The organism is Actinomadura oligospora ATCC 43269, from assembly GCF_000518265.1.
GTDB lineage: Bacteria > Actinomycetota > Actinomycetes > Streptosporangiales > Streptosporangiaceae > Spirillospora > Spirillospora oligospora.
Genome location: NZ_JADG01000019.1, coordinates 38,743 through 53,077, shown reverse-complemented (window position 1 = coordinate 53,077; position 14,335 = coordinate 38,743). Strand labels below are relative to the sequence as shown.

At 72.3% G+C, this 14,335-nt stretch carries 11 protein-coding genes; 4 read left to right on the top strand and 7 right to left on the bottom strand.

Translation table 11 applies throughout. The features are described 5' to 3' along the window. Positions 1–74 precede the first annotated feature (74 nt). Complete coding sequence (locus tag P696_RS48480) at positions 75–1,112, bottom strand: glycoside hydrolase family 43 protein (RefSeq protein ID WP_051468241.1); 1,038 nt, start codon at positions 1,110–1,112, stop codon at positions 75–77. Between the two features lie 171 nt (positions 1,113–1,283). On the opposite strand from P696_RS48480, the gene P696_RS0127165 reads away from it, so the two are divergent. Next, positions 1,284–2,408, top strand: a complete 1,125-nt coding sequence (locus tag P696_RS0127165) for an alpha/beta hydrolase (protein WP_026414783.1) — start codon at positions 1,284–1,286, stop codon at positions 2,406–2,408. On the opposite strand, the gene P696_RS0127160 is transcribed toward P696_RS0127165, so the two are convergent. The 6 genes from P696_RS0127160 to glf are packed head-to-tail and all read right to left on the bottom strand — an operon-like array spanning position 2,405 to position 10,334. Continuing rightward, positions 2,405–3,520: a polysaccharide pyruvyl transferase family protein gene (locus P696_RS0127160; protein WP_026414782.1), complete on the bottom strand. Its 1,116-nt coding sequence runs from the start codon at positions 3,518–3,520 to the stop codon at positions 2,405–2,407. The two genes, P696_RS0127165 and P696_RS0127160, sit on opposite strands and share 4 nt — an antisense overlap. A gap of 50 nt (positions 3,521–3,570) precedes the next feature. Then, complete coding sequence (locus tag P696_RS48475) at positions 3,571–5,061, bottom strand: sulfatase family protein (RefSeq protein WP_245627840.1); 1,491 nt, start codon at positions 5,059–5,061, stop codon at positions 3,571–3,573. Positions 5,062–5,113: 52 nt separating this feature from the next. Then, a complete protein-coding gene (locus P696_RS57565; protein WP_026414781.1) occupies positions 5,114–5,887 on the bottom strand; it encodes an ABC transporter ATP-binding protein in 774 nt (257 codons plus the stop codon). Positions 5,888–5,905: 18 nt separating this feature from the next. Next, on the bottom strand, positions 5,906–6,958 hold the full coding sequence (locus P696_RS57560) for an ABC transporter permease (protein WP_245627821.1): 1,053 nt from the start codon (positions 6,956–6,958) through the stop codon (positions 5,906–5,908). After that, positions 6,958–9,168 carry a glycosyltransferase gene (locus P696_RS48470; protein ID WP_064744128.1) on the bottom strand — a complete coding sequence of 737 codons (2,211 nt, stop codon included), beginning with the start codon at positions 9,166–9,168 and terminating at the stop codon, positions 6,958–6,960. The genes P696_RS57560 and P696_RS48470 overlap by 1 nt, the downstream gene beginning before the upstream one ends. After that, on the bottom strand, positions 9,165–10,334 hold the full coding sequence (gene glf / locus P696_RS0127135; protein ID WP_051468240.1) for a UDP-galactopyranose mutase: 1,170 nt from the start codon (positions 10,332–10,334) through the stop codon (positions 9,165–9,167). The genes P696_RS48470 and glf overlap by 4 nt, the downstream gene beginning before the upstream one ends. Before the next feature lie 126 nt (positions 10,335–10,460). Here glf and P696_RS48465 point away from each other — a divergent pair, with 126 nt between their 5' ends. From P696_RS48465 to P696_RS48455, 3 genes are read left to right on the top strand one after another with little or no spacing between them, the layout of a single operon-like run. Then, positions 10,461–11,747, top strand: coding sequence for a hypothetical protein (locus tag P696_RS48465; RefSeq protein ID WP_051468239.1), 1,287 nt, complete (start codon positions 10,461–10,463; stop codon positions 11,745–11,747). Further along, entirely contained in the window at positions 11,747–12,718 is a 972-nt protein-coding gene (locus P696_RS48460) for a glycosyltransferase (RefSeq protein WP_051468238.1), read from the top strand. Before P696_RS48465 ends, P696_RS48460 begins: the two co-directional genes overlap by 1 nt. Positions 12,719–12,725: 7 nt before the next feature. Next, positions 12,726–14,279: a glycosyltransferase family 39 protein gene (locus P696_RS48455; RefSeq protein WP_157429940.1), complete on the top strand. Its 1,554-nt coding sequence runs from the start codon at positions 12,726–12,728 to the stop codon at positions 14,277–14,279. Positions 14,280–14,335: the final 56 nt, after the last annotated feature.

Sequence of the window (14,335 nt, the reverse complement as noted above, 5' to 3'; positions counted from 1 at the left end):
CCTCCCCCTGACCACATCCGGCCAGGGGGAGGAGGACGCCGCACCGTCCCGCGTCGCCGAGGGCGGCCGTCCGTTCAGCGGACGTGGGGCCGGTTTCCCGACCAGCCCAGTTCGGCCGTGTAGAGGGTGCGGGACAGCGGCTTCAGCGTGATCGCGCCGTGGAAGAACAGACGCCAGGTCCCGCCGTCGTTCATGACCGTCGCGCCGCCCGGCCCGCGCACCTTCTTACCGAGGCTCGCGGTCGACATCAGGACGCCGCCCTTCTTGAAGGGCCCGGTCGGCCTGGAGGCGGTGGCCCAGCGCGTCTGGTACGTGTCGTTCCCGTAGAACCCGGCCGAGTAGAACAGCACGTAGGCCGAGCCATGCTTGACCATGTACGGAGCCTCGACCGTGTACGGCTCGCTCGTCTCGGTCAGGATCACCCTGGCCGCACCGGACTTGCGCGTGCCGTCCGCCGTCATCTTCTGGATGACCAGGAAGGACGGCTTCCACGGCTTGGCTCCGTTGTAGCCGACCTTGTAGAGCAGGTAGTGGTCGCGTCCGACCGTGAACGCGGACGGGTCGATGATCTCGCCGGGGGCGAGGCCCTTGTGCCGGGCCGCCTTCGGCGCGACGCACTCCAGGGGCCCGGTCCCCACCGGCTTGAACGGCCCGGCGGGGCTCTTGGCGGTGGCCGCGCCGACGCACATGTGCCGGTACCTGTTGCTCCAGGCCGTGTAGTAGAGCAGGTACGAACCGTCCGGGCGGCGCGACACGTCCGGCGCCCAGACGGGCTTGGCCGGGTTCGCCCACGCGCCGAGCTTCGGCAGGCCGTCGGTGCCGTTCAGCTTCCACGGCCCGCGCGCGGACGGCGCGGACGCCACCGGCATGTGCCGCACCGCCCCCCGCGTCCCGTAGGCGTAGTACGTCCGGCCCACCTTGAGCGCACCGGGGTCGGCGAACCCCTGCGACATCACCTTGGTCGGGGTGCGAGGCGTGGCGGCGGCGTTCACCGAGTCGGCGGCGGGGAGCGCGGACGACCGGTGCCCGCCGCCGGCGGACGCCCACACGGCGGTGCCGGTGGCGGCCACCGCGACGGCGGCGGCCGAGGCGGCGATCAGGGACTTGCGCATAGGTCCTCTTCGTCGAAGGTGGGGACGCGACGGGAGGGGAGCCGCCCGGCGCTTCCTCTGGATCGCTTCAGGACCCGGCATATTAGGGGATCTCCAACCGGCGGCATCGAAAGATCCACAAAGCCGGTAATCTCCCTTGACCACCTTCGGACAACAGCCCCGGGAGCGCCCGTGTCTCTGACCGGCTGGCCGCTGCTGATCCTGCTGACCGCCGCGGTGCTGGCCGCGGTGACCGGCACCATCGCCGGCTGGCGTCGGCTGGGCCGTCCCGGCCCCCTGTTCACGATCGCCCGCCTCGGCGCGTTCGCGGGCACGCAGGCCCTGGTCATCGGCCTGGTGCTGGTCCTGGTGAACCGGAACTTCGGCTTCTACGCGACCTGGGGCGAACTCGCCGGCGCCGCGGGCGAGGACGGCGGACGCATCGTCACGTCGGCGAAGGGCTCCCCGACCGCGGTGTCCCAGCTGATCCGCCGGGATCCCGATCCCTCGTTCGGTCACGTCCCCGAGAAGGACGGCCGCCTGGACACCGTGGACATCCGCGGCGTCCGGTCCGGCCTGCACGCCCGCGCCTACGTCTACCTGCCGCCGCAGTACTTCCAGCCCGGCGGCAAGGAGCGGCGCTTCCCGGTCGCGGTCGGGCTGAGCGGCTACCCGGGCGCCGTCCGGAACCTGGTCGACCGGGTGAAGGTCCCGCAGACCGCCCTGGACGAGATGAACGCGGGCCGCGTCCAGCCGACCGTCTATGTCCTGCTGCGTCCCACGATCGGCCAGGGGCGCGACACCGAGTGCATGGACGTCCTGAGCGGCCCGCAGACCGCGACCTTCCTCGCCCAGGACCTCCCGGAGGCTGTGCGCGGCACCTATCCGGTGGCGGCCGACCGCTCGGGCTGGGGCGTCTTCGGCCTGTCCACCGGCGGCTACTGCTCGCTGAAGCTCGCCATGCGCGCCTCGAACGTCTACTCGGCCGCCGCGTCGATGTCCGGCTACTACAACGCCGTCAAGGACGTGACGACCGGGGACCTGTACGGCGGGAGCGACGCCGTGCGCAACGAGAACGACCTGTTCTGGCGGCTGCGGAACCTCCCCGCTCCCCCGGTCTCGGCCCTGGTCACCACCAGCGAGCAGGGCGAGAGGAACGAGGCGGGGACCAAGCGGTTCCTCTCCCTCGTCAAGCCCCCGATGCAGGCCGACGCCCTGACCCTCCCGGTCGGCGGCCACAACTTCGAGACCTGGAACCGCGTCCTGCCGAAGGTGCTCCAGTGGATGAGCTCCCGGCTCAAGACGGGGAAGCCCTAGGCCCCGTAGATCCTGGCGGCGAGCCCGGCCTTCTCCCGTCCCATCCGGCGCGTGACCCCGGCGTCGAGGCCGCCGCCGGACGGACGCGACGGGGTCGTCCGGCCGTCGGTGACCGTCCAGGCCGTCCCGAGGTCGGTCAGCGAGCGGTGCTTGACCGGGTAGTACTCCTCGTTGATCGTGACGGCCACGCCGTTCGCGCCCGCCGCGGCGGCGAGCAGGTGCGGGTGGAACCGGGTGGAGATCCAGGTCTGCCCGGCTTCCGCGGGCAGTCCGTGTTTCCAGACGCCCGCGAACGGATAGAACCGGGCCCCAGGAAGGTCGGGCTCCAGCAGGTCGAAGACCGCGCGGTCGACGCCCGGGATGCCCTCGACGACGCCGACCTGATCCGGCGTGACGCCCCAGTCGCGCAGGGTGCTCCGCACGAAGGCCGCCAAGGCGGGACGAGGCATGGCCAGCAGGTCCGACTGCAGGCAGAGCATGACCTCGCGCAGCGGCTCGCCGGGATACCGGTACAGGTGCGGCCCGAGGTCCAGGAACACGTCGTCGCCCGTCCGGCTGACGGCGGTCGCGTCGCCGAGGATCCGGGCGGACGGCTCGTCCCGGACGTCGACCAGCTCGAACGACGGAACCAGCCAGGGCAGGAGCCCCTCGCCGTACTCGGGCAGCGGCCAGAGCCCCTGGCCGGTCATCACGGCCCGTCCACCCGACCGTTCGACCGCGCCCGCCGCCGCGGCGGGCAGCCCGTAGTGGCGGGGCCACATTCCGGTGACGTATCCGCCGCCGATCAGGTGCACGATCTCCGCGGTCGCCGCGAGCTCGATCCCGGCCGCGAACCGGACCGCCGTCCACGGGTCGCGCATGGCCCGCCGCACCCAGTGTGCGACCTCCCACGCCTCGTCCGACGGCGCCTCCCAGCACAACCGCCAGAACGTGTCGGTGAACCGCGCCCTCGGGTGCAGGCCGTCGAGCAGCACGGCGGCGTTCCCCGGACTCGGGCAGTCGAGCCAGACGTCCTTGTCGGGGGCGACCACGGCCAGATGCCGGAGCCAGGCCGCCGCGATCAGTTCGTCCCCGTAGTTGGGATATCCGGTGGTGCCGACCAGGTAATACACACCGGAACCCTAATGCCCGGCCCGGTGGGGTCCCGGCGCGGCGGCGGCCGTCAGAGGTTGCGGCAACGGGGACCGGCGCACGTGCGGTACTCGTTGACCAGGGCGCTCAGCTCGGCTTTGCGGGACGGCGGGGCCTGGGGGTACATGTTGGCCAGTTCCCACGGGTCCCTGGTCAGGTCGTAGTACTCGCGGTCGCCGTTCTCGTACTCGACGTAGAGCTCGTTCTGGGTCCGGACGGCATGGTAGGTCGGCGGGTTGCCGCCGAACCGCGTGGGCAGGTCCGGGTCGTCCGCCTGGAACCGCGGGCCCAGATGCTCGATGTAGGCCGTGTTGCGCCAGGACGCGACCGGCTCACCGCGCAGCAGGGGGGCCAGCGAACGACCGTCCGCCGACTCGGGCGGCGTCAGGCCCGCCAGGTCCTGGAAGGTGGGGCAGATGTCGGTGTTCTGGGCGAAGCGGGGCTCGGTGGCCCCCGCCTTGACGCCGGGACCGGCGACGATCAGGGGGACCTTGATGTCGGTGTCGTAGGCGGTCAGCTTGCCCTCTTCCAGGCGGTGCTGGCCCAGGTGGTACCCGTTGTCGGAGTTGAAGACGACGTAGGTGTCGTTCGCCAGGCCGCGTGCCCGGAGGGTGTCGAGCAGCCTGCCGATCATGCGGTCCACCGACTGGACGGCCCGGACGCGGTCCCGGAACGCCGCGTCGACGGCGGCGATCTGCTTCTTCCTGAGCGCCGGGTAGCCGCGCAGCCAGCCCGGCTTGTCAGCGATGTCCGGCTCGTTGAACCCGGGGGTGCGGGGCGCCCTGAGCGAGCCGAACCTGCGCGTGTCCTCGGGCGCGGCGGTCGCGGGGCTGTGCGGGGAGAAGGTGGACATCTCCAGCAGGAACGGCTGCTTCGCCTCCGCCGAGCGGTTGATGAAGTCGACGCCCTTGCCGGTGATGACGGTGTTGAGGTAGTCGCCCGGCTTCCAGCCGTGGTGGGTCAGCGTCCCGTTGCTGTTGAGGTCGTAGTTGTAGTTCGCGTAGCCGAGGCCGGTGACGTCCCATTCCGTCCAGCCCGGGGGGACGTAGGTGCGGGACGAGCCCTGCTTCTTGGTGGCCTCGTAGCCGTTGAGGTACTTGCCCATCAGGGCGGTCCGGTAGCCGGAGTTCTTCAGCGCCACGGCGAACGTGTTCTGCTCGTTGCCGCGCGAGTTGAACACGTCGTAGCCGCCGGTCGGCGGGTCGTTGCTGAGCACGCCGGTGTTGTGCGGGTACTTGCCGGTCAGGATCGACGCGCGGGACGGGCAGCACAGCGTGTCGGCCACGAAGTAGTTCGAGAACGTCATGCCCTGCTGCTGCAGGCGCTTGACGTTCGGCATGTGGTCGACCAGGTCCCACGACAGGTCGTCGGTGAGGACGTAGAGGATGTTCGGCTTGCGGGCGGGCTGGGAGGCCGTGACGCCGCCCTTCGGCTTCCCGGCCTTGTTCCGCTCCTTGCCGTCCGCCCCGCACCCGCTCAGCAGCAGCGCTCCGGCGACCAAGGCGCACATCAGACGTCGCACCCTCAACCGGAACACTCTCCCATCTTTCGGACGGCGCAGACCGTCCATCAACTTAGCCCAGCTTCGGCGCTCTCCCGGCGGCCAGGGCCGCACGGCGCTGCCTGCGCTTACGGACGAGGAGATCGGCCGCCGTGTCGATGTCGCCGTCCCAGACGACCTTCCCGCGCTCCAGGAAGATCCCGCGCGAGCACAGCGAACGCAGCAGGGCGACGTCGTGGGCGACCATGACCATCGTCCGGCCGCTGTCGCGGAACTCGGTGAGGCGGGCGATGCACTTGTCCCGGAACAGCGGGTCGCCGACGGCCAGGACCTCGTCGATGAGGAAGACGTCCGGGTCGGTGTGGACGGCGATGGAGAACGCCAGGCGCATGAACATGCCGGACGAGTAGAAGCGCACCGGCTGGTCCAGGAACGCGCCGATGTCGGCGAACTCGACGATCGAGTCGAACTTGGCGACGGTCTCGGCGCGGTCCATCCCAAGGATCGCGCCGTTGAGGAAGACGTTCTCGCGTCCGGTGAGCTCGGGGTGCAGGCCCGCGCCGACCTCGATGAGCCCGGCGACGCGGCCGCGGACCAGGACGCGTCCCGAGTCGGGCGGCAGCACGCCGGAGATGATCTTCAGCAGGGTGGACTTGCCGGAGCCGTTGGTGCCGAGCAGCGCGACCGACTCGCCGACCGCGACCTCGGCGGAGACCTGGTCCAGCGCGGTGAACCGGTCGCGCAGCCGTTCGCGGCGCAGCGCCCGGACGGTGATGTTCTTGATCGACCGGGCGTGCCGGAGCGTGAACTGCTTGCTCACCCCGTCCAGCACCAGCGCGGGCGTCACCTCGCTGCTCGCGTCACGTCAGAGCTCCTCGGCGAAGCGGCGCTGCAGGCGGGCGAAGACGTACTGCCCGACGACCAGGACGAGCACCGACCCGGCGAGGGCGGCCACCGCGTCCCGGGTGAGGTGCGGCGGGAACAGGAACGTCCCGTCGGTGGTCGGCCACCAGAACGCGCGCTGGAACAGCAGCACGGCCTCGGCGAGCGGATTGGCCAGGTACAGCTCGGACGCCCAGTGCGGGGCGGTGTCCTCGACGACGTGCCACGGGTAGATCATCGGCACCGACCACGTGACGACCAGCGTCGCGATGTCCACGACCTTGTCGGTGTCCCGGTAGAACACGTGCAGCGCCGCGCAGGCCAGGCCGAGACCGAGGCCGAGGGTCGCGACGATGAGGAACCCGAGGAGCGCCGACCCGAGCGCGGCCGGCGACGGCGTCCAGCCCCACGCCGCCGCGACGGCCACCACGATCCCGAGGCCGGGCAGCAGGTGGACGAGCGAGACCAGCAGCGAAGCCACCGGGAACAGCTCGCGCGGCAGGTACACCTTGCGCACCAGCGCCGCGTTCCCGAGCACCGCGTGGGTCGCGTTGATCAGCGTCTCGTTGAAGAACGAGACCAGCACCAGGGCCGAGAACATGAAGATCGGGAAATGATCGACCCGGTGGCTCATCCCGAGGAACTTCCCGGCCACGAAGTAGAACACCGCGAAGTGCGCCGCGGGCCGCACGTACGACCATCCGAACCCGAGCAGCGAGCTCTGGTACCGGGCGCGCAGCTCCCGCCGGACGACCAGTCGCAGCAGGTACCGCCGCTGGAGGACGTCCCCGAGCCCGCCACCCCGGCCCGGCGCGACCAGCCCGGCGTCCGCCTGCCACGCGTCCGGCTCACGGAGACCCGGCTCATCCGGACCCGGGTCGCGTGGACCCGGTGTGGGGGCGTCCTGCCTGAAGGCGTCCCGCGTGGGGGCGTCCGGGAACGGGTCCGACGCCATGCCGGACACCGGACGCGGCGCATAGGCCGCGCCCGGTCCGGGCGAGGCGACGTCCGGATGCTCCCCCGAGGCGTCGGACATCAGCCGGCCCGGCCGCTCTCATCCACCCCCGGGGCCGCGTCGGCCGCCGAGTCCAGGGAGACAGCGGGGACGTCCACCCGGGCGGACGTGGCGGCCTCGACCTCGGCCGCCGCCTTGGCGGCCGCCTCCGACTTGGCGACGGGAGCGGGCTTGCCGGCCTTCGCGAAGGTCTCCTGCCAGGCGTCCGGGGAGGTGAGCTCGGGCAGCGCCGCCCTGTAGCGGGCGGACAGGGCGTCCCAGTCCTTCATCAGCCGCGCGTGCAGCGTGTTGGCGCGGCGGACCAGCGACCAGAAGCGGCGCGGGTCGCGCTGGTACCAGGCGGCCTTCGTGCCGTCCGCCGAGGAGACCAGGGCGCTGTCGAACTTGGTGAGCAGCCACCAGCTCTGGTCGACGTGCGGCACGACGGCCTCGGGGTAGGTGCGCGGGTGCTCGTCCACCGGCCTGAGCTGGCGGGCCGCGCCGAGCAGGGCGGTCCGGATCATCGCCTTGCGGTCGTGGGGCGCCGCGACGCCGCGGCCCCGGCGCGGCGGCTTGCGGCGGCGGACCGGCGGGAACGCGTCCAGGTCGGACTCGGCGCGGGCGTCCACGAACCGGGACCGCAGGTCGCGCAGCTCGCCCATCTTGGTGACGATCGACGGGTGCAGGTCGGACGGGCCCTTGAGCGCGTCCTCGATCGCGGTCAGCATCAGCTCGGCCGTGGAGTACTGCATGGCCAGGGCGTGCTTGATGGTGATGAACAGGCTCTCCTTGAGCATGTTCCCGCCGCGCTCGTACGGCGAGTAGATGAGCGCGGTGACGATGCGGTTGCGCTCGGTGAAGTACGCCTGCCAGTCGGTCATGACGTCCTTGGAGTGCCACGGGACGTGCCAGACCGCCGCACCGGGGAGCGACACCGTCGTGATGCCCGCCTGCTTAGCGCGCAGGCCGTACTCGATGTCGTCCCACTTGATGAAGAACGGCAGGGACAGGCCGATCTTCTCGATGACCTCGACCGGGATCAGGCACATCCACCAGGCGTTGTAGTCCACGTCGGCGCGGCGGTGCAGCCACGGGGTGTGCCGCAGCGGCGCGTGCGCGAGGTCGTGGCCGAGGAAGGTGTGCGGGGCGGGCTCCATCCACCAGCGGTAGCGCGCGATCGTCTCGCCGAACACGTGCAGCACCGACCGGTTGTACAGGTCCAGCATGTGGCCGCCGACGATCATCGGGGCGCGGGCGAGGTCGGCGAAGGTGACGGCGCGGACGATGCCCTCGGGCTCCAGGATGACGTCGTCGTCCAGCAGCAGCGTGTAGGTGCTGCGCCCGGCCTCGACGGTCTCGTGCATGGCGCGCGCGAAGCCGCCGGAGCCCCCCAGGTTGGCCTGGTCGATGACGCGCAGCCGGTCGCCGAGCGCCTCCGCGGCAGCGGCGAAGTCGGGGTGGTCCTCGACGCGGTCGGTGCCCTGGTCGACGACGATGATCTCGTCGACGACGTCCAGCACGTCGCCCGCGGCGGCGAGCGCGGTGAGCTGCTCGACGCAGAACTTCGGCCGGTTGAAGGTGGTGATGCCGATGGTGGCGGTGCCCGGCGTCGCCGGTTCGGTGACGGCGCACCACTCGGCCCGGTCGAGGACCGCGGCCGGGCCGTCGGCGATGATGTCGAACCAGTACCAGCCGCCGTCGATGAACGGCGCGAGCGGCAGGTCCACGGTCTGCTCGACCGAGGCCTCGGAGTCGAACCGCAGCGCCTTGATCCGCTCCAGGTGGCCCTTGCCGGACGAGCGGTAGACCAGCACGGTCGCCTCGCCGCGCACCGCCAGCCGCAGCCGGACGGTCTCGACCGTGCTCCAGCGCCGCCAGTACCCGGCGGGGAAGGCGTTGAAGTAGGTGCAGAACGACACTCGCGTGCCGGACGGCACGGCGATGCCGCGGCGGCCGATGATCTCGGCGCTGTCGTCCTTGGAGGACGACCTGTACCCAGCGGCGCCGTCGCGGGCCGGGACCGTGTCGCGCTCGGCCGCCGGCTGCTCGGCGGCGTCCGCGAGGTCGGCCGAGCGGCGGCCGAACACCACGTTCCCGTCCACGTACAGGCGCAGCACGTCCAGGTCGCGCTCGGCGGGCATGATCACCCGGTGCAGCACCCGCAGGCCGTCCGCGCCGGAGGCCGTCCCGATGGCGGCGGCCGTGCCGGCGGCCGTGGTGGTGTCCGCCGTGGTGTCGATGGGGTCGGTCATTCGTCGGTTCCTCCGCTGATCAGCGGCGCGCCCTCGGTGAAGTGGGGGCGCAGCCGGTTGTCGACCAGGCCGAGGGCGCTGGCGATCGCCATGTGCATGTCGAGGTACTGGTAGGTGCCGAGCCGTCCGCCGAACAGGACGCCGTCCTCGCGGCGGGCCATGGCGCGGTAGCGCAGCAGCCGCTCCCGGTCGGCGGGGGTGTTGATCGGGTAGTACGGCTCGTCGCCGCGGCCGGCGAACCTCGAGTACTCGCGCATGATCACGGTGCGGTCGTCCGGGTAGTGCGTCCGCTCGGGGTGGAAGTGGCGGAACTCGTGGACGCGGGTGTACGGCACGTCCTCGTCGGCGTAGTTCATCACCGGGGTGCCCTGGTGGTCGCCGGTGGGCAGAACCTCGGTCTCGAAGTCCAGGGTGCGCCAGCCGAGCTCGCCCTCGGCGAAGCCGAAGTAGCGGTCGAGCGGGCCGGTGTAGACGACCGGGACGGATCCGGCGATCTCGTCCCGCAGGTCGAAGAAGTCGGTCTCGAGGCGGACCTCGATCAGCGGATGGTCGGCCATCCGCTCCAGCCACGCGGTGTAGCCGTCCACCGGCAGCCCCTCGTACCGGTCGTTGAAGTACCGGTTGTCGAAGGTGTAGCGGACGGGCAGCCGGGTGATGATCTCGGCGGGCAGCTCGCGCGGGTCGGTCTGCCACTGCTTGGCGGTGTAGCCGCGGATGAACGCCTCGTACAGCGGGCGCCCGATCAGCGAGATCGCCTTCTCCTCCAGGTTCGCCGGGTCGGTGACCTCGGCGGCCTGGGCGGCGACCAGGGCGCGCGCCTCGTCGGGGCCGACCGCCCGCCCGAGGAACTCGCAGATCGTGCCGAGGTTGATCGGCATCTGGTAGACGCGGCCCTTGTAGGTCGAGTAGACGCGGTGGCGGTAGTCGGTGAAGGCCGTGAACCGGTTCGCGTACTCCCACACCCGCTCATTGGAGGTGTGGAACAGGTGCGCGCCGTACCGGTGGATCTCGATGCCCGTCTCGGGCTCGGGCTCGCTGTAGGCGTTGCCGCCGAGGTGGGGCCTGCGCTCCAGGACCAGGACCCGTAGGCCGAGGTCACGGGCGCAGCGCTCGGCGACGGTGAGCCCGAAGAATCCGGAGCCCACCACAACAAGATCAGCGTTCACGGCTCGTCTTTCCACGGCGGTTCACGTGCCGCATGCGACGTATGAGGGCTTTGCTCACTCGATCAGTGATGCGTAGTTAAGATACAGAATCGTCCAAGTTTGTCGGTATGGAATGGGGAGACTCCGGTGGCCGAGGGCACCTCCGACGCGTCCGGACCCGCGGTCTTCCTTCACATCGGGGCGCCCAAGAGCGGCACGACGTTCCTGCAGAGCCTGCTGTGGGACAACCCCGGCGTGCTCGCGGAACAAGGTGTCCTGCTGCCCGGCGGATCGTTCGACGCGCAGGTGCGCGCCACCCGCGACCTGCGCGGCCTGGTCCCCGAGGAGGGCGAGCCGGGCGGCGACTGGACCGGCGCGTGGGACGCGATGGCCGCCGAGATCAAGGACTCGGACGCCCGGATCGCGGTGATCTCCAACGAGGTCATCTGCGCCGCGGACGCCGACGCCGCCGCCCGCGTGGTGCGCTCGCTCGCCCCACTGCCGGTGCACATCGTCTACTCGGCCCGCGATCTGGCCGGACTGCTGCCCTCGGAATGGCAGGAGTACGTCAAGCACCGCTTCCACTACGACTTCGGGCAGTGGCTCGACGAGGTGATCGACGGCCCGCGCGACGAGGCCGCCGCGGAGTGGTTCTGGCTCGTCCACGACATCCCGGCGGTGCTCGGCCGCTGGTCGGCGCACGTTCCGCCGGAGCGGGTGCACGTGCTGACCGTCCCCCGGCCGGACGCTCCGCGGACGCTGCTGTGGGAGCGGTTCGCCGGGCTCACCGGCATCGACCCGGACTCGGTGGACGTCGGGTCCGGACGGCCGAACTCCTCGCTGAGCTGGACCGAGACCGAACTGCTCCGCGCGGTCAACAACGCGGTCGACGACGACGTCCCGATGTGGCTGTACCACCGGCTCGTCACCGACCTGCTGGCGTTGCAGGTGCTGCCCGGGCAGGGCCCGTCCGGCCGTGTCCGGCTGCCCGCCGACCGGCGCGCCTGGGCCGAGGTGCAGGCCAAGGAGCTGGTCGAGGCCGTCCGGCGGGCCGGATGGCACGTCGTGGGCGACCTCGCCGAACTGCTGCCGCCCGAGCAGGCCGTCACGGACGAGGAGAACCGGCCGCCGGAACGGGACGCGATCGTGGAGGCCGCGTCGCACACCATCCTCACCCTGCTCGACCGGATCGCCGGGCTGCGGCAGGAGGTCGGGGTGCTCAGCGCCGAACTGCGCGAGCAGCGGGGGACCGCGCTGCCCAAGCTGGCGGCCCGGCGCATGAGCGAACGCAATCCGGCGGTCTGGCGGCTCCGGGTCGGCTACTGGCACATGGTGGAACGCCTCAAGGGCATCGAGCCGCCGCCCCCGCCCGCCGACGGCGAGGCCGGCGAGCCCGGCGTCAGGCCCCGCCTCACGCGCCGCGCGGCCGGCTGATGTCCGTCGTCGCCGTCCTGGTCACCCACGACCGCCGGGAGCTGCTGGCCGAGGCGCTGGACGCGGTGGCGGCGCAGACCCGTCCGCCGGACGCGGTGATCGTGGTGGACAACGCCTCGTCCGACGACACCGAGGCGTTCCTGCGCGCCCGCCGGGACACCGGTGGCGACCCGTTCCCGCTGGAGGTCGTCCGGACGGGGCGCAACATCGGCGGCGCGGGCGGGTTCGCCGCCGGGATCGCCCGCGCCCTGGCCCGCGACGCCGCCCTGGTCTGGCTGATGGACGACGACACCGTCCCCCGGCCGGACGCGCTCTCGGCCCTGGTCGCGGCGCGGGACCGGTACGCGGGCGACGCGCCGGCGCTGGTGGCCGGACGGGTCGTGTGGACCGACGGCCGCGACCACCCGATGAACACCCCGCGCGACAAGCCCGGCGTCTCGGCCGCCGAACGCGAGGCCGCGGCCGCGGTCGGCTGCCGTCCGGTCAGGTCGGCGTCGTTCGTGTCGGTCCTGGTCGACGCGGACGTGGTCCGCGAGCGGGGGCTGCCGGTCGCCGACTACTTCCTGTGGAACGACGACTTCGAGTTCACGACCCGCCTGCTGCGCGGACGGCGCGGGCTGTACTGCCCGGACAGCGTCGCGGTGCACAAGACCCGGACGTTCGGCGACGCGTCCGACGATCCGGGCGACCGGTTCTTCTACGAGGTCCGCAACAAGATCTGGCTGTTCACCGGCAGCGCGGGGCTCGCCCCGGCGGAGCGGGCGCTGTACGCCGGGGCGACCCTGCGCCGCTGGTCGCGCACTTTCGCCGGGTCCTCCGACCGGGCGGTGCTCGGGCGCGCCCTGGCCCGGGGCGTCCGGGCCGGGGTGCTCGGCCGTCCCCGCCCGACCGGCGCGGTGCTCCGCGAGGCGGGCGTCGCGGGTGATCGAGGCGGCACGGACGATCCAGGCAGCGCCGACGGCTCCGATTGAGGTCACGATGACACTGACCACGCGCCCGCCGGACGCGGCGGAACTCCCCGTCACCGGCGCGCGGACGACCCCCGGGTTCGTTTCCTCGCTCACCGGATTGGCCGCTCCGCTCGCCGCCGCCGTCGTGACGCTGGGGGTCGTGCTCGTCGGGCTCGGACGGCCGTCCTACTGGACGGACGAGGCGGCGACGGTGAGCGCGGTCGGACGTCCGCTTCCGGACATGACGCGCGTCCTCGACCGGCAGGACCTGGTGCACGCGGCGTACTACCTGCTGATGAGGCCCTGGGCGGAGGCGTTCGGCCTCGGCGAGTGGTCCCTGCGGACGCCGAGCGCGCTCGCCGCCGCCGCGACCGCCGCCGGGCTGGTGGCGCTCGGTCGCCGGCTCGCCGGGACCACCGCCGGGCTGGCGTCCGGCCTCGCCTTCGGCGGCCTCGCCACCGTCTCCCGGTACGCGCAGGAGGCGCGGCCCTTCGCGCTGGTCGCGGCCGTGGCCGTGCTTGCGTCCTATCTCCTGGTCCGCGCGGCGTCGGACGACGTCCGCCGGCGCGGGCCCTGGCTCGCGGCCTACACGGCGGCGGTGCTGCTGCTCGGCCTGCTGAACCTGGCCGCGCTGCTGCTGGTTCCGGCGCATCTGGTGACCCTCGCGCTCACACGCCGCCGGAACACGGCGCTGTGGTGGCGCTGGGCGACGGCCGCCGTCGCGGCGTTCACCGGGCTGACCCCGTTCATCCTGGCTGCGGCGGACCAGCGGCAGCAGGTGGACTGGCTCCAGCGGCCCGACGCGGCCACGCTGGTCGACCTGGTCGAGTTCCTCGCCGGGTCCACGTCGATGATCCTGCCGGTCCTGCTGCTCGCGGGCGCGGGGGCCGTCACCGGACGCCGCCCGGGGCCTGGCGGTGTGCCCGCGACGGCGCTAGCCGTCCCGTGGCTGGTGCTTCCGCCTGTGGCGTTGGTGGCGTGGTCGCTGGTCGGCACCCCGTTGTTCCTCACCCGGTACGTGTTCTTCTGCGTGCCCGCGCTGGCGCTGCTGCTCGGCCTCGGGCTGGCCCGGCTGGCGCGCTTCGGCCGCCGCACGTGCGGACCCTGGCTCGGGGTGACGGCGCTGGTGGCGATGGTCGTGCTGCTGGCCGTCCTGACCGTGCCGCGGGAGGGGCAGATCCGGCGCGAGGACAGCAGGCTCGACCTGCGCTCCGCAGCGGACGTCGTGCGGCGGCAGGCCAGGCCGGGGGACGCCGTCCTGTACATGTCGGGCATCGTCCGGTTCGGCGCGTCGGCGTACCCGGACGCGTTCCGGCGGCTGCGGGACGCCGGGCTGGTCGTCGATCCGGTGCGGGCCGGGAACTACACGGGGCTGGAACGCGGCCCCGAGGACACGCGGGCCGCGCTGCGGGCCGCCGGACGGGTGTGGGTGATGACGACGCGGGCCGTCCGCTCGCGGCCGGGCGATCCCATCGCGCGGCGGAAGGCGGCGCTGGACGGGGCAGGCCCCTGGCGGAACGCCGGGGAGTGGCGGTCGGGTGGGGTCGTCCTGACGCTGCTTGAGCGCGCCCGACGTCGCTGACCACGCCCGAGCCATGCCCGTTCATCCGGATCGCCTCGCTATGATCCGGGGGCGAC